Raw genomic sequence first — 20221 nt, 5'->3', positions numbered from 1 at the left:
CCCGACCGTGCTCGTGGCGGGGATCGACGCCGCCGGCCGGCCCGCGGACCCCGCGCTCGCGGAGGCGCTGGCCGGCGCCGGGCTGGTCGTCGGCGCGGCCCGGCACCTGGCCGCCGTGCCGGTGCCGCCAGGCTGCGCCACCGTCGTGCTCGGCCCGCTCGCCCCCGCCCTGGACCGGCTCGCCGCCGCCGTCGCCGCCGGCACGCCCGCGGTGGTGCTGGCCAGCGGCGACCCCGGCTTCTTCGGCATCGTCCGCCGGCTCCGGGCGGCCGGACTGCCGGTGCGGGTGCTGCCCGCCGTCTCCAGCGTCGCCGCCGCGTTCGCCCGCGCCGGGCTGCCCTGGGACGGCGCGGCCGTGGTCACCGCGCACGGCCGGGACCCGCGCCCCGCGCTCAACGCCTGCCGGGCGCTGCCCGTCGTCGCGGTCCTCACCGCCCCCGGCGCGGGCGCGGCCGAACTGGGCGCCGGCCTGGCCGGCTGGGACCGCCGCCTGGTCGTCGCCGAGCACCTCGGCACCCCCGACGAGCGGGTCACCTGGACCACCCCGGCCGAGGCCGCCGCGATCCGCTGGGCCGACCCGCACGTCGTGCTCAGCCTCGCCCCGGAAGCCGTGCCGGGTGCGCCTGCTGAGATCCCCGCTCTCGGGGACGCTGCGGGCGGGCTTCCCGGGCGGCCGGCGGACGGCACCGCCCGGACGCGTGCCGAGGACGAGCCGCTCGCCGCCCGGCCGCCGACGGCCGGCACCGCCGGGACGCGTGCCGAGGACGAGCCGCTCGCCGCGCGGCCGCCGACGGCCGGCTCTGCCGGGATGCGCGCCGACGACCGGCCAGCCGCCGCGCCCGCCGGGGGCTGGGCGTTGCCCGAGTCCGCGTACGCCCACCGGGACTCGATGATCACCAAGGCCGAGGTCCGGGCCATCGCGGTGGCCCGGTTGCGGCCCCGGCTGGGCCGGCTGGTCTGGGACGTCGGCGCCGGCAGCGGCTCGGTCGGCATCGAGTGCGCGCTGCTCGGCGCGGCGGTGCTCGCCGTCGAACGCGACCCGGACGCGCCGATCCGGGCCAACGCCGCGCGGCACGGCGTCGACGTCCGGATCGTGACCGGGACGGCCCCGGCCGCCCTGGTCGGGCTGCCCGACCCGGACGCGGTCTTCGTCGGCGGGGGCGGCCTGGACGTGCTCGCCGCGGTGGCCGACCGCCGCCCGCCCCGGGTGGTGGTCGCCCTGGCCGCCCTCGACCGGGTCGCGCCGGCCGTGCACCTGCTGCGCGCCGCCGGCTACACGGTCGACGGCTGCCAGCTCGCCGCCGCCCGCCTCGCCGACCTGCCCGGCGGCTCGCTGCGCCTGGCCGCCACCAACCCGGTCGTCCTGCTCACCGGCGACCAGCCGTGACCGTTCACCCGGAGGAACCCGTGACCCCACCCTCGGACCCGTTGACCGGGGACCCCTGCGCCGCCGAAGGCGCGCGACAGGAGACCGTCCTCGTCGGACTCGTGGCGGCGACCGCCGCCGGGCGGGGGCAGGCGCGCCGCCTCGCGGCGGCCTGGCCGCACGCCCGGCTCGTGGAGGCGGAGAGCGTCGCCGACGCGCTGCGAACGGCCTGGCGGGAGTACGACGCCGTGGTCGCCTTCCTGGCCACCGGCGCGGTGGTCCGGATCCTCGCCCCGCTGCTCGGCGACAAGCGGACCGACCCGGCCGTGGTGGTGGTCGACGAGGCCGCCCGGCACGCGGTGGCCCTGCTCGGCGGGCACGCCGGCGGCGCCAACGCCCTCGCCGCCGACGTCGGCGCGCTGCTCGACGCCCGGCCCGTGGTGACCACCGCCACCGACGCGGTCGGCCTGCCCGGGCTGGACACCCTCGGCTGGCCCGTGGAGGGCGCGGTGGCCGCGGTGTCCCGGGCGATCCTCGACGGCGAGCCGGTCCGGCTGGTCGCCGACGCCACCTGGCCGCTGCCCGCCCTGCCGGAGCACGTCCGCGTCGAGGTCGCACCCCCGCCGCCCGGCGGAGGCACACCGGCCGGCACCCCGGACACCACCGGGACGCCGCCCGTCGGAGCGGACGCCGGGACGTCGACCGTCGCAGCGGACGCCGGGACGCCTCCCGCGGCTGCCGCGATGCCGACTGTGGGAGCGGCCGCCGCCGAGCACGGCGAGAGCGCGGGCGGCTGGCGGATCCTGGTCACCGACCGGGTCGTCCCGCTCGACGGGCGGACCGTGGTGCTCCGCCCGCCGTCCCTGGTCGCCGGGATCGGCTCCAGCCGGGGTGTTTCCGCCGCCGAGGTGACCGGCCTCCTGCGCCGGGCGCTCGCCGACGCCGGCCTCAGCCCGGCCAGCCTGCGCTGCCTGGCCAGCGTGGACCTGAAGGCCGACGAGGCGGGCATCCGGGCGACCGCCGACGCGTACGACGTACCCCTTCAGACCTGGCCGGCGGCGGAGCTGGCGGCGGTCGACGTGCCGCACCCCAGCGAGGTGGTCCGGGCCGCGGTCGGCACGCCGAGCGTCGCGGAGGCCGCGGCGCTGCGCCACGGCGGCACGCTGCTGGTGCCGAAGACCGCCTCGGCGATGGCCACCGTCGCGGTGGCCCGGCAGGCCCCGCGCGGCCGGCTCGCGCTGGTCGGCCTCGGCCCCGGCTCGGCCGACCTGCGCACCCCGCGAGCCGTGGCCGAGCTGCGCCGGGCCGCCGTGGTGGTCGGCCTGGACCAGTACCTCGACCAGGTGCGCGACCTGCTGCGCCCCGGCACCCGGGTGCTGGCCAGCGGGCTCGGCGCGGAGGAGGCGCGGGCCCGGGCCGCCGTCGCCGAGGCCACCGCCGGCCACGCCGTCGCCCTGGTGGGCTCCGGCGACGCCGGGGTGTACGCGATGGCCAGCCCCGCCCTGGAGTACGCCGACGACCGGATCGACGTGGTCGGGGTGCCCGGGGTGACCGCCGGCCTCGCCGCGTCCGCGCTGCTCGGCGCGCCGCTCGGGCACGACCACGTCTACCTGAGCCTGTCCGACCTGCACACCCCGTGGGAGGTGATCGCCCGGCGGGTGGCCGCGGCCGCCGCGGGCGACCTGGTGGCGCTGCTCTACAACCCGCGCAGCCGCACCCGGGACTGGCAGCTCGGCGCCGCGCTGGAGACCTTCGCGGCGCACCGGCCGCCGGACACGCCGGTCGGCGTGGTGCGCAACGCCAGCCGCCCCGGGCAGCGGGTGCACCTGGCCACCCTCGCCACCCTCGACCCGGCGCTGGTCGACATGTACAGCGTCGTGGTGGTCGGCAGCTCGCAGACCCGGGTGGTCGCCGGCCGGATGGTCACGCCCCGGGGGTACCGGTGGCGGTCGTGACCATCGGCCCCTGCCAGGGCTGCGGCGCCTGCCTGCTCACCTGCCCGGTGCACGCCATCCGCCCCACCCCCGCCGGCCTGCGGGTCACCGACCGCTGCACCGGCTGCCTCGAATGCCTGGAGATCTGCCCCGTGGACGCCGTCCGCGTCGACCCCGAACCCGGAGGAGAGCGATGACCTCGACCCCGACCGCCGCCCCGCCCGTCGGCCGCTGGAGCCGCGCCGAGCAGGCCCGCCTCGGCGGCATCGTCTGCGCGGTCGCCGCGCTGCACGTCGCCGGCGTGACCCTCTACCTGTACTGGAACGACCAGCCGGTGGCGGCCGGCGGGCTGGCCGGCGCCGGCACCCTCGCCTACGTGCTGGGCGTGCGGCACGCCTTCGACGCCGACCACATCGCCGCCATCGACGACACCACCCGGCTCATGCTGCTGCGCGGCCGGCGGCCGGTCGGCGTCGGCTTCTTCTTCGCCCTCGGGCACAGCGCCGTGGTGCTGCTGCTCGCCCTGGTGATCGGGCTCGCCTCCACCCGGCTGTCCGGCGCCCGGATGGCCGGCTTCCGCGAGGTCGGCGCCACCGTCGCGGCGGTCACCGCCACCGGCTTCCTGCTGCTGGTGGCGGCCCTCAACGCGGCGGTGCTGGCCGGGCTGGCCCGGCTCTGGCGGCGGCTGCGCGCCGGCGCGCTGGACGAGACGGAGCTGGACCTCCTGCTGCTCAACCGGGGGCTCATGCACCGGATCCTCGGGGCCCGGGCCCGCACCCTGGTCCGCTCCTCCTGGCACATGGCCCCGGTCGGCTTCCTGTTCGGGCTGGGCCTGGAGACGGCGAGCGAGGTGACCCTGCTGGCGCTCTCGGCGAGCACCGCCGCCGCCGGTGGGTTGCCGGTGCTGGCCCTGCTCACCCTGCCGCTGCTCTTCGCCGCCGGGATGTCCGCCATGGACACCGCGGACAGCCTGCTGATGAGCCGCGCCTACTCGTGGGCGTACCGGCAGCCGGCCCGGCGGCTCTGGTACAACCTGGCCACCACCACGATGACCGTGCTGGTCGGCGGCCTGGTCGCCAGCGTCTACCTGGCCGGGCTGCTCGCCGACCACCTCGGCGCCACCGCCCTGGCCGGGTACGCCTCGATCGCCGACCACTTCGAGCAGCTCGGCTACGCCGTGGTGGGCCTCTTCGCGTTCGCCTGGGCCGGCGCCGTGCTGCTCTGGCGGCTGCAGGGTTACGACCGCCGCTACGGGCAGGCCGGCTCATGACCCGGACCGTGCACCCGATCGAGGCGGAGTCGTACCGGATCCTGCGCGACCGGGTCGACCTGTCCCACCTGCCGCCGCTGACCCGGGCGGTCACCGAGCGGGTGGTGCACGCCAGCGCCGACCTCGACTACGTCACCGACCTGGTCTGCGACGAGGACGGCCTGGCCGCCGGGCTGGCCGCGCTGCGGGCCGGCGCGCCGATCGTCACAGACGTGTGGATGGTCGCCGCCGGCATCACCCGGGCCGGGCGGGAGATCGTCTGCCCGGTCGCCGAGCCGGCCGCCGCCGATCTGGGCCGCGCCGCCGGCATCACCCGCTCGGCCGCGGCCGTGCGGATCGCGGCCGACCGGGTCGGCCCCGGCGCGCTCTGGGTGGTCGGCTGCGCCCCCACCGCGCTGGTCGAGCTGATCGGCCTCGACGTGGCCCCGGCGCTGGTGGTCGGCCTGCCGGTCGGTTTCGTCGGCGCGGCCGAGTCCAAGGCGGCGCTGCGGGCCAGCGGCCTGCCCGCCGTGTCCAACGTGGGGGAGAAGGGCGGCTCCGCGGTGGCCGCCGCCGCCCTCAACGCCCTGCTGTACCTGGAGGACAAGTGAAGGACCGGACCCCGCTGCTGATCGTCGGGCACGGCACCCGCAGCGCCGCCGGCGTCGGCCAGTTCGCCGCGCTCGTCGCGCGGATCCGCCGCCGGGAGGCCGTCGCCGACGTCGAGGGCGGCTTCATCGAGCTGTCCCGCCCGCCCCTGACCGACGCGGTCGGCGCGCTGGCCGGGCGGGGCCACCGCCGCCTCGTGGCGCTGCCGCTGGTGCTGGCCGCCGCCGGGCACGGCAAGGGGGACATCCCCGCCGCCCTCGCCCGGGAGAAGCGGCGCCACCCCGGCCTCCGGTACGCCTACGGCCGGCCGCTCGGGCCGCACCCGCTGCTCCAGGAGGTGCTGGCGGAGCGGATCGACGCGGCGCTCGACGGCGCCGACCGGGCCGGCACCTGGGTCGCCCTGATCGGGCGCGGCTCCACCGACCCGGACGCCAACGCCGAGGTGACCAAGGTGGCCCGTCTGCTCTGGGAGGGGCGCGGCTATGCCGGCGTGGAACCCGGCTTCGTCTCCCTCGCCGAGCCGTCCGTGCCGGCCGTGCTGGAACGGCTGCGCCGGCTCGGCGCCCGGCGGATCGTGGTCGCCCCGTACTTCCTCTTCGCCGGGGTGCTGCCGGACCGGATCGTGGCGCAGAGCCGGGAGTTCGCGGCCGACCATCCCGGCCTGGACGTGCGGGTCGCCGAGGTGATCGGCGACTGCGACGCCCTCGCCGACCTGGTCCTCGAACGGCACGCCGAGGCGCTGCGCGGGGACATCCGGATGAACTGCGACACGTGCGCGTACCGGGTGGCGCTGCCCGGGTTCGCGGACAAGGTGGGGCGGCCGCAGACCCCCCACCACCACCCGGACGACCCGGCCCACGGCCACGACCACCAGCACCACCACGCCGACCATCACCACGAGCCGGCGTTGCGCCCCGGCCAGGTCGCCGTCGTGGGCGGCGGGCCCGGCCCGGACGACCTGATCACGGTACGCGGCAGGGCGCTGCTCGACGCCGCCGACGTGGTGGTGGCCGACCGGCTCGCCCCGGCCGGGCTGCTGCGCGGGCTCCGCCCCGGCGTGGTGGTCGTGGACGCGGCCAAGGTGCCCCGGGGCCCGTCGATGGCCCAGGAGACCATCAACGACACGCTCGTGGCGCACGCCCGCGCCGGCAAGCGGGTGGTCCGGCTCAAGGGCGGCGACCCGTACGTCTTCGGTCGCGGCCACGAGGAGGTCCTCGCCTGCGCGGCGGCCGGGGTGGAGACGGTGCTGGTGCCCGGGGTGAGCAGCGCGGTGGCCGCGCCCGCCCTGGCCGGCGTGCCGGTGACCCACCGGGGCGTGGCGCACGAGTTCACCGTGGTCTCCGGGCACCTGCCACCCGGGCACCCGGACTCCCTCGTGGACTGGGCCGCGCTGGCCCAGGCCCGGGGCACGCTCGTGCTGCTCATGGCCGTGGACACGGTCGGGCGGATCGCCGCCGAGCTGCTCGCCCACGGCCGGGCGGCCGATACGCCGGTGCTGGTGGTCCGGGACGCCGGCCACCCGGACCAGTGGACGGCCCGGTGCCGGCTGGACGAGGTCGGCGCGCTCGCCGAACGCGACGAGGTCCGGCCACCAGCGGTTTTCGTGGTCGGACCGGTGGTGGCGCTCGCCGCCGACCCGGCGCCCGCTGCGGCCGCCCCCGCGCCCGCTGCCGTCCCGGCGCGGGGGTGAGCGCGGCGGCCTCGGGGGATCAGCCGGTGGCGGCGTGGGTCAGGGCGTAGCCGGCGGTGGCCGCGGTGAGGCCGGCGGCGAGGCTGCCGAGGATGTTGGCCAGCGCGTGGCCGCGATGGCCCCCGCGGTGCAGCCGCAGGGTCTCGTAGCTCAGCGTGGACCAGGTGGTGAGCGCGCCGCAGAAGCCCGTGCCCACCAGGGCGGTGACCGCGGGCGAGGCGGGCACCGCGGCCACCGCGCCGAGCAGCAGCGACCCGGTGACGTTGACGGTCAGGGTGCCCCAGGGGAAGGGGGAGTCGTGGCGGGCCTGTACGGCCCGGTCGGTCAGGTAGCGCAGCGGCGCGCCCAGCGCCGCCCCGAGCGTGATCAGCAGGACGGTCACCGGGCCGCCTCCACCCCGGCCCGGGCCAGCAGCCGGCCGGCCACCGCGTCCCCGGCCCAGACCGCCAGCAGCGCCCCGGCCAGGGTCGCCGCCAGGTACGCCAGCGCGGTGCCCGGCGCTCCGGCGGCGATCGCCCGCTGGGTGTCCACGGCGTAGGTGGAGAAGGTGGTGAAGCCGCCGAGCACGCCGACGCCGAGGAACGGCCGGACCAGCGGGCCGGCCGGGCGGGCCGTCAGTACCGCCATCAGCGCGCCGATCAGCAGGCAGCCGCCGACGTTGATGCCGAAGGTGGCCCACGGGAAGCCGGTGGGCGGGTGCGGGAACGCGGCCTGGAGCCCGGCCCGGGCCAGCGCGCCGAGCACCCCGCCGGCCGCGACGACGCCGAGCACGGCCGCCGGGTGGGCGGCCAGTTCCCGCCGGTCGGCGGGGACGTGCAGGTCGACGTCGGGGTCGACGCGGAACTCGGACGGTCCGGTCACGGTGCCTCCCACCAGGACGGGCATCACTGGCAGGGACCGTTGGCGAGCGTGTCGCGGTTCTCCCGGCGGGTTCCGGGACGGCGGGCCCCACCGCCGCGCCGAGCATAACGCCGCCCCGCCCGGTCCCGCCGGGTCCACGGACGGCGGGCCGGCCGGTGCCCGCCGGGTCAGGCCGCCACGCCGGCCGGCTCGCGGGCCGCGTCCACCGGGGTACGCCGGGCCTGCCGCTCGGCCACCAGCAGCACGGCGAGGCCGAGCAGGGTGAGCCCGGCGCCGGCCCAGATCGGGGCGGTGAAGCCGAGGCCGGCGTCGATGGTCAGCCCGCCGAGCCAGGCGCCGAGCGCGTTGCCCACGTTGAACGCGGCGATGTTCGCCCCGGAGGCCAGCGTCGGCGCCTGGCGGGCGTACCTCATGATCCGCATTTGCAGCGGCGGCACGGTGGCGAAGCCGAACGCGCCCATCAGCACCAGCGAGCCCACGGTCAGGGCCGGGCTCGTGGCGGTCAGCGCGAAACCGACCAGCACGACGGTGAGCACCGCGAGGACGGTGACCAGGGTCCGGGACAGCGACACGTCGGCGGCCCGGCCGCCGGCCAGGTTGCCGGCGAAGAGCCCGACGCCGAAGAGCACCAGCAGCCACGGCACGGTCCCGGCGGCGAAGCCGCTCACCTCGGTCAGCGTGTACGCGATGTAGGTGAACGCGCCGAACATGCCGCCGAACCCGAGCACGGTGACCACCAGCGAGAACCAGACCTGGGAGTGGGTGAACGCCCGCAGCTCGCCGCGCAGCCCGCCGGTCGGGGCGGCGTCGGTGGCCGGCCCGCGTCCGGGCACCAGGAGGGCGAGGCCGAGGAGCGCGACCAGCCCGATGGCGGTGATCGCCCAGAACGTGGCGCGCCAGCCGAGGTGCTGGCCGAGGAAGGTGCCGAACGGCACGCCGAGGACGTTGGCGATGGTGAGGCCGGCGAACATCATGGCGATCGCGCCCGCCCGGCGGGCCGGCGGGACCAGGCCGGCCGCCACCACCGCGCCGATGCCGAAGAACGCGCCGTGGCAGAGCGCCGCGACGATCCGGCCGGCCAGCATGGTCCCGTAGTCGCCGGCCAGGGCGGAGAGCAGGTTGCCGGCGATGAAGAGCACCATCAGCCCGAGCAGCACCGGCTTGCGGCGCAGCCGGGTGACGGCGGCGGTGAGCGCCACGCCGCCCACGGCGACGCTGAGGGCGTACCCGGAGATCAGCCAGCCGGCGACCGACTCGCTGACCGCGAAGTCGGCGGCGACCTGGGGGAGCAGCCCCATGATCACGAACTCGGTCAGCCCGATGCCGAACGCCCCGATCGCCAGGGCGATCAGGCCGCCGGGAAGGGCCGAGGTGCGCTGTGCCATGCCGTACCCAATCCATGCGCGGGAAACAAAGAGGCGCGTGCAACTACCCGCGCCGACAACGAGATAGTTGCACGCGCCTTATACCGGCGCAAGGGTGGTAGCCTGGGGGGGACGTGCAGGTCACACCGGAGGGGGCGCCATGGGCATCGCCGACGACGCGGTCGAGATCCGCGCCCAGGGCTGGCGCACGCTCGCCGCGCTGCACGGCCTGATCGAGACCGCCCTGGAACGCGCGCTCCAGACCGAGCACGACCTCTCCGTCGTCGAGTACACGGTGCTCGACGCGCTCTCCCGGCAGCACGGCTGGCACATGCGGATGCGGCAGCTCGCCCGGGCCGCGGCGCTCTCCGGCAGCGCCACCACCCGCCTGGTCACCCGGCTGGAGGACCGTGGCCTGCTCACCCGCGTCCTCTGCGCGGACGACCGGCGCGGCATCTACACCGAGCTGACCCCGGCCGGCTCGGAGCTGCTCGGCCGGGCCCGCCCCACCCACGACCGGGTGCTCGCCGACGCGCTCGCCGAGGCCGAGCGCACCCCCGAACTGGCTCCGCTGGTCGACGCGCTGCACCGGCTACCCGCCGCCCACTGATCCGCTGAGCCGCGTCGGCACCGGCGACCTGACCTGGCAGGACGGGCCGTACGGGCGTACGGTGATCGGCACCGCCCGGCGCGACGCGGCGTCGGCGGACCCGTCGCGCAGGAGGCCACCGTGCAGGACCGCACCCCTCGTCCGGACGAGCTGGAACCCGTGGAGCGGGTCGGCGTCGACGAGCTGCGGGCGCTGCAACTGGACCGGCTGCGCTGGTCGCTGCGGCACGCGTACGACAACGTGCCGCACTACCGGCGGGCCTTCGCGGCGGCCGGCGTGCACCCCGACGACCTGCGCGAGCTGACCGACCTGGCGCGCTTCCCGTTCACCGGCAAGGCCGAGCTGCGGGAGAACTACCCGTTCGGCATGTTCGCCGTGCCCCGGGAGCGGGTCGCCCGGCTGCACGCCTCCTCGGGCACCACCGGCCGCCCCACCGTGGTCGGCTACACCCGCGCCGACCTGGACACCTGGGCGAAGCTGATGGCCCGTTCGATCCGGGCCGCCGGCGGGCGCCCCGGCGACCGGGTGCACGTGGCGTACGGCTACGGGCTCTTCACCGGCGGGCTCGGCGCGCACTACGGCGCCGAGGAGCTCGGCTGCACGGTCATCCCGGTCTCCGGCGGCATGACGGAGCGGCAGGTCATGCTGATCCGCGACTTCGCGCCGGAGGTCATCATGGTCACCCCCAGCTACATGCTGGCCATCGTCGACGAGATGGAGCGCCAGGGCGTCGACCCGAAGTCCACCTCGCTGCGGGTCGGCGTCTTCGGCGCCGAGCCGTGGACCGAGGACATGCGCCGGGAGATGGAGCAGCGCCTCGACATGCACGCCGTGGACATCTACGGCCTCTCCGAGGTGATGGGCCCCGGGGTGGCCGTCGAGTGCGTGGAGACCAAGGACGGCCTGCACCTCTGGGAGGACCACTTCTACCCGGAGATCATCGATCCGGTCACCGGCGAGGTGCTGCCCGACGGCGAGCGGGGCGAGCTGGTGCTCACCTCGCTCACCAAGGAGGCCATGCCGGTGGTCCGCTACCGCACGCGCGACCTCACCCGGCTGCTGCCCGGCACCGCCCGCACCATGCGCCGGATCGAGAAGATCACCGGCCGGACCGACGACATGATGATCGTGCGCGGGGTCAACGTCTTCCCGACCCAGATCGAGGAGCTGATCCTGCGCACGCCCGCGCTCTCGCCGCACTTCCAGTGCGTGCTGGACCGGCAGGGCCGGATGGACACCCTCACCGTCAGGGTGGAACGGCGGGCCGGGGTGGCCGCCGACGAGGCCGAGCGGGCCGGGGCGGCCCTGGTCGAGCAGGTCAAGAACACCATCGGGGTGAGCGTGGCGGTGCAGGTCATCGAGCCGGACGGGGTGGAGCGCTCGATGGGCAAGATGCGCCGGATCGTCGACCAGCGGCAGGGGCGCTGACGTGGCGGGCGACGACGGCCGCACCGCGGCCCACGACATGTTCGACGCCGACGTGGCGTCCAAGGGGCTCGGCATCGAGCTGGTCTCCGCCGGTGACGGCGCGGCGGTGGCGCGGATGCGGGTCACCGCCGCCATGCTCAACGGCCACGCCATCGGCCACGGCGGCTTCGTCTTCCTGCTCGCCGACACCGCGTTCGCGTTGGCCTGCAACAGCCACGGCCCGGCCACCGTGGCCGCCGGCGGCGAGATCAGTTTCCTGCGTCCGGTCCACGAGGGCGACCTGCTGGAGGCCCGGGCCACCGAGCGGGTCCGGCACGGCCGCAGCGGCATCTACGACGTCACGGTGTGGCGGGACGGCGAGGTGGTCGCCGAGTTCCGGGGCCGCAGCCGCACCATCGCCCGGGACTGACCGGCGCGCCGGCCGGACCGCCCGGCGGGCGCGGGCCAGGATGGGCCGATGGCACACATCCTGCTCCTGCACTCCGTCTACGGGCTGCGACCCGCCGTGCTGGCCGCCGCCGACCGGCTGCGCGCCGCCGGGCACCGGGTCGCCACCCCCGACCTGTACGAGGTGCCGGCCGCGGAGACCGTCGAGGCCGGCTTCGCCCTGTTCGAGAAGGTCGGCCGGGACGCGGTCCTCGACCGGGCCCGGGCGGCGGCGGCCGACCTGCCCGCCGAGACCGTGCTGGCCGGCTTCTCGATGGGCGCCGGCGTCGCCGGGGCGCTGCTGGCCGAGCGGCCGGAGGCGGCGGCGCTGCTCCTGCTGCACGGCACCGGCGGCGACCCCGGCTCGGTACGTCCCGGCCTGCCGGTGCAGCTGCACCTGGCCGAGCCCGACGAGTACGAGACGCCGGACGAGGTGGACGAGTGGCAGCGGGCCATGACCGCGGCCGGCGCCGAGCTGACCGTGCACCGCTACCCGGGCGCCGGGCACCTGTTCACCGATCCGGGCACGCCCGACCACGACGCGCCGGCCGCCGCGCTCACCTGGGACCGCGCGCTGGCGTTCCTCGCCGACCGCTGACGTGCTGGTCCGGGCCGCGCCCGCGACGTCGCCGCGCACGGCGACGTCCGGGTCGGAGTGGCCCCGTGCCCGCTCCGGCCCGGACGTCGCGTTCAGGCGGCCAGCACAGGCCGGCCCGTAACCAGGGATCTCCCGGCCCGGCCGATCGCCGCAGCCGGCCGTCCCCACTGGGCCCGGCGCGGATGCGGCGGCCCGTCGGTCGGCGCCCGCCCGCCCACCGGCCCCACCCGNCCCGCCGACTCGGGCGGCGGGCCGCCCGGTAACGCGTCGTGGAGCCCCGGGAACACCCCGGGTCGCGCCCGCACCGGCCGCCCGGCCCGCTTCCCCCCGGGCCGGACCGTCGGCAGGCCCGGCGAGATGGAACGCGCGGCGGGGGCGCCCCCCGACGCCCCCGCCGGACGGCCCACCGCGCCGTCGCGCCCCTCCGCGGCGACGGCGACCGTCCGTCGCCCACCCCGCGCCGCGCCGCCCCCTGCCGGCACACCCGCCGCCGCGCCGACCGCCGGAGCCACGCCCGCGACCGGGCACTCCGTCGCCGGCGCGCCCGGCGTCGGAATGTCCGCTCCCGGGACCGGCGCCGGTCGGGCCCCTCCACCCGACCGGTGCCCCACCCCGGCCGGGCAGGGCGCCCGGCCGGTGGTGACCCCGCCGGCCGGTCCCCTGACGGCCGGGCGGACCGCCCCGACCGTCCCGGCGTCCGGCAGCCGGCGGGTGAACTCCGCCCGGACCGCGCGGGGCAGCCGGTGCGCGGCCACCCGGGCCACCGCCGGCTCGGCGACCGCGTAGCCGCCCGTGGCCGTGCGCCGCAGCAGGCCGGCGTCGACCAGTGCGCGCAGCACCCGCTCGGCGCGCCCGGCCGGCCAGCCGAGCATCCGGTCCACCGTGGCGGCCGGGACGTCCCCGCCCCGGGCGGCGGCGGCCATGAGCACCGCCCGCCGCTCGTCGTCCAGCCGGGCCAGCCAGGCGTCGACCAGGCGGCGGACCGGCTCGGGTACCCCGCCCGGCTCGCCGCCGGCGTCCGGCGTGGTGGCGTACGCCGCCGCGACGGCCGGGCTGCCGCCGACCAGCGGGAGCAGCGCCGCGGCCGGCGCGGTGGGCCGGCCGGCCCGGTCGAGCAGGTGCCGCAGCAGCCGTCCGGTGTCGACGCTGCCCAACGCGGGCAGCGGCACCCGGCGCCGCCGGCCGGCCGCGCCGGGCAGCAGGTCGGCCCAGCCCGGGCCGTGGGTGGCCACCACCGCGAGCGGCAACCCCCGCTCGCTCGCGGTCGCGAAGAGCCGGTGCAGGAACCGGTTCAACGCCGGTGCGGCCCGGTCCAGGTCGTCCACCGCCACCACCACCGGCTGTCCGGCGGCCAGGCCGAGCAGGACCTCCCGGCACACCTCGGCGCCGCGGGCGGCCGCCCCGGCGTCGCTCGGCGCGGCCAGGAACTCGGCGAGCGCGTCCGCCGCCGCACCGCGTCGCGCCGCCGGCAGCAGCCCGTCCAGGGCCGTGGCCAGCCGCCGGCGTACGGTCTCGGGCGGGTGGGTGTCGCGGAGCCCGGCGACGGCGCGGACCAGGTCCGCCAGCGGCGCCAGTTCCCCGTCCGGGAACGGCGGGCAGTGCGCGACGCACCAGCGAACCGGGACGCCGTCCACCATCGACACCGCCCGGACCAGCTCATGCAGCATCCGGCTGCGCCCGCTGCCGGCCGGACCGACCAGCGAGATCCAGCGTGGACGCCGCTCCCGCACCGCCCGGGCGATCTCCTCGCCGGCCGTGGCCAGCTCGCGACGGCGGCCGACCAGCGGGCCGTGGTGCCGGGCCGGCCGGGACCGGGCCACCCCGGTCACCCGCCAGACGTCCAGCGGCTGCGCCTTGCCGGCCACCGCCATGGCGGCCAGCGGGCGCTGCTCGACCAGGCCGGCGACAGCCCGCCGGGTGGCCGCGCAGACCACCACCCCGCCGGGTGGGGCGTACTCCTGGAGCCGGGCCGCCGTGGTGATCACGGCGCCGCTGGCCGCGCCGTGCCCGCCGTCGCGGGTGCCGGCCAGGTCGACCAGCACCTCGCCGGTGGCCACGCCGACCCGGACCCGCAGCCGCGTGCCGGCCGGCAGCCGCCGGTCCAGCGCGGCCTGGATCTCCAGCCCGGCGCGCACCCCCCGGTACGCGTCGAACCCGTCGGAGTCGTGCGCCCCGAACAGCGCCATCACCGCGTCGCCGACGTACTTCTCCACCACGCCGTGCCACCGGCGCAGCACCGCGGCCACCGTGCCGAAGTACGCCTGTTGCAGCGCCCGGACGTCCTCCGGGTCGAGCCGCTCGACCAGCCCGGTCGACCCGACGATGTCGGCGAAGAGCACGGTGACCGTGCGCCGCTCCTCCGGCACCGGCCAGCGCGCGGCCGTGACGGCTTCCCGACTCCCCACGGGCGTGGTGATCAACATCGCACCCACCCTTTCCCCGGTCCGGTGCCTGACGACCTCCGGAGACTTTCACCACCGGATCCTCGGGGGATCGGTAGGACGACGTATGTCGACCACCCGCAACCATTAGTCGCAATGTCGACGCGAGGAGTACCACAAGGGCACTGAGCCCGTAGAACGGTGCGGGAACCTGTGACTAGGCTGCGTGACATGGCCAGCGATGTGGACACTGCGCCGCTCGTCGGCCGTGCCGGCACGGTGGCGGCGCTCCGGTCGGCGCTGCTCGACGACGTCGCCCCCGGGCAGACCGCGGCGGTGTTCCTCACCGGCGAGAGCGGGGTGGGCAAGACCCGGCTGCTGGCCGAGGTCGGCGAGCGACTGCGGGACGCGGGCGCGCTGGTCCTCACCGGCGCCTGCCTCGACATCGGCGACGCCTCCCCGCTGCACCCGGTGCGCCAGGCGCTGCGCCGCCTCGACGCCGATCTGACCGAGGCGCGCACCTCCTCCGCGGTCCGCGGCCTGCTCCAGGTCTTCGACGAGGAGACCCCGGGCCCCGACGGCGCCGGCGCGCTGCTGGAACGGGTCTCGCGCGGCCTGCACCTGGTCGCCGCCGGGCGGCCGCTGGTGCTCGTCCTCGACGACCTCCAGTGGGTCGACCGCAGCACGCGCCAGCTCCTGCTCTACCTGCTCGCCGGCCTCGGCGACCTCCAGCTGTCGGTGCTGGCCGCGATCCGGGCCGAGTCGTTGCAGGGCGCGCACCCGCTGCGCCGGGTCCTCACCGAGCTGCGCCGGCTGCGCTCGGTCCGGGTGATGGACCTGGCGCCGCTGGACCGGGCCGGCACCGACGAGCTGGCCGCCGCGATCGTCGGCGCGCCGCCGGCCCCCGAGGCCGCCGACCAGCTCTGGCAGCGCAGCGGCGGCAACCCGTTCGTGGTGGAGGAGCTGGCCCGCGACCTGCGCGACGGCCACGACGGCCTCTCCGAGACGCTGCGCGAGGTGTTCCTGGCCCGGGTCGACGCGCTGCCGCAGCCCGCGCACGCCGTGGTGCACGCGGTCGCCGCCGGTGTCGAGCCGGTCGAGCACTGGCTGCTGGCCCAGGTGGTCCGGCTGCCGGAGGACCAGCTCATCGAGGCGGTCCGGGAGGCGGTGGCGCACCGGCTGCTGGTCGGCGCCGACGACGGCTACCGGCTGCGGCACCGCCTGGTCGCCGAGGTGCTGGCGCACGAGCTGCTCCCCGCCGAGCGGGCCGCGCTGCACCGCCGCTACGCCGAGACGCTGACCTCGGCCACCGCCGAGCTGCACCAGGCCCGGCTGGCCCACCACTGGCGGCTGGCCGGCGAGCCGGCCCGGGCCCTGCCCGCCGCCATGGCCGCCGCCCGCGAGGCCGAGCGGTTGCACGGCTACGCCGAGGCGCACCGCCACTGGTCGGCCGCGCTGAGCCTGGCCGACACCCCGCCCGCCGTGCTGCCCGACGGCGGCCGGCCCGAGCCGGTCGAGGTGGACCGGGCCGAGCTGCTGACCCACGCGGCCGAGTCGGCGCACCACAGCGGCGAGCACGCCCGCGCCCTGGCCCTGCTGGAGGAGCTGGCCGCCGACCCCGCCGGCCCGCCCACCTGCGCCCTGCACATCCGGCGGGCCCGCTACCTGGCCGCCGCCGGGCGCTCAGCGCCGGCCGAGGCCGAGTACCGGCAGGTGCTCGCGGCGGCCGACTGCACGCCCCGGGAACGGGCCACCGCCGCCGCCCACCTGGCCGAGCTGCTGCTGCACCTGGGCCGCTACGCCGAGGCCGGCGACCAGGCGCGGGAGGCGCTCCGGCTCGCCGCCGAGGTCGACGGCTCCGCCTCGGAGGTGGTGCTGGCCAGCGCCGCGCTCGGGTTCAGCGAGGCCTACCTGGAGGACCCGGACGCCGGGCTGGCCGTCATGCGCCGGGCGCTGGACACCGCCGAGCGCTCCGGTCGGCCGGAGGACGTGGCCTGCGCGTACCTGCACCTGGCCGAGCTGCTCACCGGGCCGCTGAACATCCTCGAGGAGGGGGTGGTGGTGGCCCGCCGGGGCGCCGAGCGGGTCGCCGAGCTGGGCCTCGGCCGCACGTGGGAGACCCGGCTGCTGGCCATCGCCACCAACGGGCTGTTCCGGGTGGGGCAGTGGGCCGAGGCCGAGAAGGTCGTGGCGGCCGCGCTGCGGCACCGCCCCTCCGGCGCCGACGCGGTGGAGCTGCTGCTCGCCCGGTGCCGGCTCTCCGTCGGCTACGGCGACGTCGAGGCCAGCGACCGCGACCTGGAGGCGGTCGCCACCGTGCTGGCCGGCGGCGGGGCACGGCACGTGCTGCCGATGCTCATCCTGCGCGCCGGGCTGGCCATGTGGCAGGGCCGGCACGACCTGGCCCGGCAGGCGGTCCAGCGGGGCCTGACCGAGAGCCGCTCCGACGACGTCATCGTGCTGGCCACCCTGGCCTGGCACGGGCTGCGCGCGGAGGCGGAGGCGTCCGCCAGCCGTACCGTCGAGGTGGACCCGAACGCGGTCCGCCGGCTGCGCGAAGTGGTCGAGCGGGTGGCCCGCAAGAGCGGGAAGGCGGGCGCCCCGGTGCGCTACGTCGCCGACGCCTTCCTGGCCCTCTGCGCCGCCGAGCTGAGCCGGCTGGACGACGGCCGGGGCGACCCGGAGCTGTGGGCGAGCGCGGCCACCGAGTGGGACCGGCGCAACCACCCCTACCCGGCGGCCTACTCCCGGCTGCGGCAGGCCGAGGCGCTGCTGGCCCGGCGCAGCCGGGTGGCCACCGCCGGCAAGCTGCTGCGGCAGGCCCACCAGACGGCCCAGGCGCTCGGCGCGGTGCCGCTGAGCGAGGAGATCCGCACCCTGGCCGGGCGGGCCCGGGTGCCCCTGGAGGACGGGCCGGCCGCCGCCCGTCCCGCGCCCCGGCCCCGGGCCGCGGCGCCGGCCGCGCCCGCGGTGGACGAGCTGGACGTGCTCACCGCCCGGGAACGCGAGGTGCTCGCCGCGGTCGCCGAGGGGCTGACCAACCGGGAGATCGGCCAGCGGCTGTTCATCAGCGAGCGGACCATCGGCGTGCACGTGTCGCACATCTTCGACAAGCTCCAGGTCCGCACCCGGGTGCAGGCCAGCGCCATCTTCCTGCGCAACCGCCCCGAGTAGCCGTACGTCGGCAATACGTCGTTCTACTGATCCGGCCGGCGTACGCCGGCTGGAAGGCTGTCCTGCGTCACCGGGTGGCGTCGTGGGGGGCGCCGACCACTGTGGAGGAGAGATGACCGAACCGGTATGGGGTCCTGTGCACCAGGACATCGTCGGGCTGCTCGCCGACCACCCCGCCGACGTGCCGGCGGTCGTCGACCACCTCACCAAGCTCCAGGACCTGCTGGTCCGGCTGCCTCCGCTGGAGGACAGCTGCCCGCTGGCCGACTTCAACAAGCTCTACCTGGTCATCACCTCCACGGTGCTCGACGGGCTGTACGACGACCGCTTCACCGACCCGGCCTTCCTGGCCCGGCTCGACGTGGAGTTCGCGGCCCGCTACTTCGACGCGCTGCGGTTCTGGTCCGACTCCCACCCGAGCACCCCGAAGGCCTGGTCGTGCCTGTTCCAGCGGATGCGCGGCCCGGACGCCCGGCCGCTGCCGTCGGCCGCCGCCGGGGTGAACGCCCACATCAACTACGACCTGCCGTTCGCGCTGGTGACCACCTTCGACAGCCTGGACTCCGAGCCGGTCGACGGCAGCGACCAGCACCGCGACTACCTGGAGATCAACAAGATCTTCGCGGAGCGGATCCCGGAGCTGCGCCGCGGCTACCTGGACCACTGGCAGCTGATGATCGACATGGTGAACGGCGACATCGACGACTGGTACCAGGGCGAACTGGTCGAGTACACCCGGAACGTGGCCTGGCGCAACGCGCAGAAGATCTGGCGGTGCCGGCACGACCCGGAGGCCCGCGAGTGTGAGCGGATGCGGCTGGACGACAATGCCGCACTGCTCGGCCGGCTGCTGCTGTCGCCCCTCGGGGCGTTCCTCCAGTAGCCGCGACGGGGGGTCCCCGCGTCTCGCCGTCCGGGCGTGGGACGCGGGGACGCCGTCCGTGGCCGCCGAACCGTCAGCCGCGCCGGGACCGCCCCCGGTACGCCGCCGCGGCGGCCCGGTTGTTGCACAGCTCGCAGCAGTAGCGCTGCCGGCCGGCGCGGGTCCGGTCCAGGTAGGGCGCGTCGCACCCGTCGGCCGCGCAGACCCCGAACCGGTCCGCCCCGCCGGCCGCCGCGGCCCGGGCGAGCGCGCCGGTGACCAGGGCGGCGAACGGCCCGACCGGGCCGGGCCGGGGGAGCGGGGTGAGCCGCAGCGCGCCGTCGGGTCCGGCCTCGAGCACCGTGCCGGCGCTCACGTCGGCCAGCACCTCGTTGAGGGTGGCCACCCGGGTGGGCGGATCGGGCGCGGCGAAGACCCGGTGGAGCCGGTCGCGCAGTTCGCGCAGCCGGGGCAGGTCCGCCTCGGTGAGCGGCTCGGCGACGTCGGCGAGGCCGAGTTCCCGGGCGGCGGCCCGCAGCCGGGCCACCGAGAGCTGGTCGACCGGGTCCTGGAGCACCCAGTAGCTGTGCAGCAGCGCGACGGCCAGGCGCAGCGCCGGTTCCAGGGGTGGCACCGCGCTCATCCGCGCCTCCTCCCTCGTCCGGTCGCCGACACGCCCGCCGTCCCCTCCGCACTTGACCGATCGCCGCACGCCATCCTAGCGTCGTCAGCTATTAAACGTGCTTAGAAACTGATGGAGGTGGCGTATGAGACGTCTGCCCGTCCTCGTGTCCGTGGCGCCACTGCTGGTGGCCGGCGCGGTCGCCGGCGCCGGTGGAGCCCACGCGGAGGCACCCGCCGACCCGGACCGCGCGGCGGCCACGGTGGTCCGCGACATCGAGATCCCGGTCGCCGGGCAGCCGGCCGTCCGGGCCTGGCTGGTCCGGCCGCAGCGCGCCGGCGGCGGGCTGGCCGGGGTGCTGGACCTGCACTGGTTCGAGCCCGGCCGGGCCAACCAGGACCGCAGCGAGTTCCTTGCCGAGGCGACCGCCCTGGCCGGCCGGGGCGTGGTGTCCGTGCTGCCGCAGCTCACCTTCCCGTGGGCCGGCGACCCGGTGGGCGACGCCCGGGACCGGGCCACGGTCACCGCCCAGCTCGACGCCGTGCAGGCGGCGTACCGGCGGCTGCTCGCCGAGCCGGGGGTGGACCGGAAGCGCACCGCGGTGGTCGGCCACGACTACGGCGCCATGTACGCCGTCGACCTGACCGCCCGGGAGCCGGGGCTGCGCACCGCCGTGCTGCTCGCCCCGGACGCCACCTGGGCCAACTGGTTCGACCTCTACTGGCTCCAGCTGCCGGCGGGGGAGCGGGCGGCGTACCGGGCGGTCTTCGCCGGCCTCGACCCGGTGGACCTGGTGGGGCGCCTCGGCGCCGGCGCGTACCTCCAGTTCGCCGGCGCGGACCGGTTCGTCGGCACGGAGACCCGCGCCGCCTTCGCCGCCGCGGCACCGCAGGCCAAGGTGTCGCTCTACCCGGACGAGGAGCACGACCTGGGCGCCGCCCGCACCCGGGACGACCGGCTCGCCTGGCTGGCCGGCCGGCTCGGACTGGGCGGCTGAACCGAGGGAACCAACCGGGCCGGCCGGCCCCGCCCCGTGGGGGAGCGGTG

15 protein-coding genes and 4 pseudogenes are annotated in these 20221 nt (G+C 77.4%); 14 read left to right on the top strand and 5 right to left on the bottom strand.

Annotated features, from left to right (window positions below; translation table 11 throughout):
• Positions 1-7: 7 nt before the first annotated feature.
• The 7 genes and pseudogenes from cbiE to cobA form a co-directional block, all read left to right on the top strand.
• Positions 8-1387: pseudogene (gene cbiE / locus IEY96_RS21905) on the top strand (precorrin-6y C5,15-methyltransferase (decarboxylating) subunit CbiE); the annotation flags it as partial.
• Between the two features lie 41 nt (positions 1388-1428).
• Positions 1429-1974: pseudogene (locus IEY96_RS33395) on the top strand (precorrin-3B C(17)-methyltransferase); the annotation flags it as partial.
• Between the two features lie 105 nt (positions 1975-2079).
• A pseudogene (cobJ, locus tag IEY96_RS21900) lies at positions 2080-3321 on the top strand (precorrin-3B C(17)-methyltransferase); the annotation flags it as partial.
• Positions 3309-3467 (top strand): annotated as a pseudogene (locus tag IEY96_RS21895) (4Fe-4S binding protein); the annotation flags it as partial. The pseudogenes cobJ and IEY96_RS21895, both read left to right, overlap by 13 nt.
• Before the next feature lie 26 nt (positions 3468-3493).
• The gene (locus IEY96_RS21890) at positions 3494-4570 is read left to right on the top strand and encodes a HoxN/HupN/NixA family nickel/cobalt transporter (protein ID WP_373293621.1); all 1077 of its coding nucleotides are present in this window, start codon (positions 3494-3496) and stop codon (positions 4568-4570) included.
• Positions 4567-5160, top strand: a complete 594-nt coding sequence (locus tag IEY96_RS21885; protein ID WP_189196681.1) for a precorrin-8X methylmutase — start codon at positions 4567-4569, stop codon at positions 5158-5160. The genes IEY96_RS21890 and IEY96_RS21885 overlap by 4 nt, the downstream gene beginning before the upstream one ends.
• Positions 5157-6848, top strand: a complete 1692-nt coding sequence (gene cobA / locus IEY96_RS21880) for a uroporphyrinogen-III C-methyltransferase (RefSeq protein ID WP_189196680.1) — start codon at positions 5157-5159, stop codon at positions 6846-6848. Before IEY96_RS21885 ends, cobA begins: the two co-directional genes overlap by 4 nt.
• 19 nt (positions 6849-6867) lie before the next feature.
• On the opposite strand, the gene crcB is transcribed toward cobA, so the two are convergent.
• From crcB to IEY96_RS21865, 3 genes are all read right to left on the bottom strand, one after another.
• Positions 6868-7230, bottom strand: coding sequence for a fluoride efflux transporter CrcB (gene crcB / locus IEY96_RS21875; protein ID WP_189196679.1), 363 nt, complete (start codon positions 7228-7230; stop codon positions 6868-6870).
• Positions 7227-7721, bottom strand: coding sequence for a FluC/FEX family fluoride channel (locus IEY96_RS21870; protein WP_189196814.1), 495 nt, complete (start codon positions 7719-7721; stop codon positions 7227-7229). The genes crcB and IEY96_RS21870 overlap by 4 nt, the downstream gene beginning before the upstream one ends.
• A gap of 155 nt (positions 7722-7876) precedes the next feature.
• Positions 7877-9094 (bottom strand): MFS transporter, encoded by a 1218-nt coding sequence (locus IEY96_RS21865; RefSeq protein ID WP_189196678.1) that lies wholly within the window; start codon positions 9092-9094, stop codon positions 7877-7879.
• Between the two features lie 139 nt (positions 9095-9233).
• On the opposite strand from IEY96_RS21865, the gene IEY96_RS21860 reads away from it, so the two are divergent.
• The 4 genes from IEY96_RS21860 to IEY96_RS21845 all read left to right on the top strand — a co-directional run bounded on the left by IEY96_RS21860 (position 9234) and on the right by IEY96_RS21845 (position 12135).
• On the top strand, positions 9234-9683 hold the full coding sequence (locus IEY96_RS21860; protein ID WP_189196677.1) for a MarR family winged helix-turn-helix transcriptional regulator: 450 nt from the start codon (positions 9234-9236) through the stop codon (positions 9681-9683).
• A gap of 120 nt (positions 9684-9803) precedes the next feature.
• Positions 9804-11111 carry a phenylacetate--CoA ligase PaaK gene (paaK, locus tag IEY96_RS21855; RefSeq protein ID WP_189196676.1) on the top strand — a complete coding sequence of 436 codons (1308 nt, stop codon included), beginning with the start codon at positions 9804-9806 and terminating at the stop codon, positions 11109-11111.
• A 37-nt stretch (positions 11112-11148) separates the two neighbouring features.
• Entirely contained in the window at positions 11149-11520 is a 372-nt protein-coding gene (paaI, locus tag IEY96_RS21850; RefSeq protein ID WP_229791802.1) for a hydroxyphenylacetyl-CoA thioesterase PaaI, read from the top strand.
• Positions 11521-11568: 48 nt separating this feature from the next.
• Entirely contained in the window at positions 11569-12135 is a 567-nt protein-coding gene (locus tag IEY96_RS21845) for a dienelactone hydrolase family protein (RefSeq protein ID WP_189196674.1), read from the top strand.
• Between the two features lie 92 nt (positions 12136-12227).
• Here IEY96_RS21845 and IEY96_RS21840 read toward each other — a convergent pair whose 3' ends face one another.
• A complete protein-coding gene (locus tag IEY96_RS21840; RefSeq protein WP_229791777.1) occupies positions 12228-14558 on the bottom strand; it encodes an adenylate/guanylate cyclase domain-containing protein in 2331 nt (776 codons plus the stop codon).
• 189 nt (positions 14559-14747) lie between these two features.
• Here IEY96_RS21840 and IEY96_RS21835 point away from each other — a divergent pair, with 189 nt between their 5' ends.
• On the top strand, positions 14748-17690 hold the full coding sequence (locus IEY96_RS21835; RefSeq protein ID WP_189196673.1) for a helix-turn-helix transcriptional regulator: 2943 nt from the start codon (positions 14748-14750) through the stop codon (positions 17688-17690).
• A 112-nt stretch (positions 17691-17802) separates the two neighbouring features.
• Complete coding sequence (locus tag IEY96_RS21830; RefSeq protein WP_189196672.1) at positions 17803-18573, top strand: DUF5995 family protein; 771 nt, start codon at positions 17803-17805, stop codon at positions 18571-18573.
• Positions 18574-18646: 73 nt separating this feature from the next.
• On the opposite strand, the gene IEY96_RS21825 is transcribed toward IEY96_RS21830, so the two are convergent.
• Complete coding sequence (locus tag IEY96_RS21825) at positions 18647-19195, bottom strand: CGNR zinc finger domain-containing protein (protein WP_189196671.1); 549 nt, start codon at positions 19193-19195, stop codon at positions 18647-18649.
• A 124-nt stretch (positions 19196-19319) separates the two neighbouring features.
• Between IEY96_RS21825 and IEY96_RS21820 the strand changes: the two genes are divergently transcribed.
• Positions 19320-20171: an alpha/beta hydrolase family protein gene (locus IEY96_RS21820; protein ID WP_189196670.1), complete on the top strand. Its 852-nt coding sequence runs from the start codon at positions 19320-19322 to the stop codon at positions 20169-20171.
• Positions 20172-20221: the final 50 nt, after the last annotated feature.

The sequence above is a fragment of the Micromonospora fulviviridis genome, assembly GCF_014648395.1.
Classification (GTDB): domain Bacteria; phylum Actinomycetota; class Actinomycetes; order Mycobacteriales; family Micromonosporaceae; genus Micromonospora; species Micromonospora fulviviridis.
This window is presented reverse-complemented; position numbering and strand designations above follow the sequence as displayed.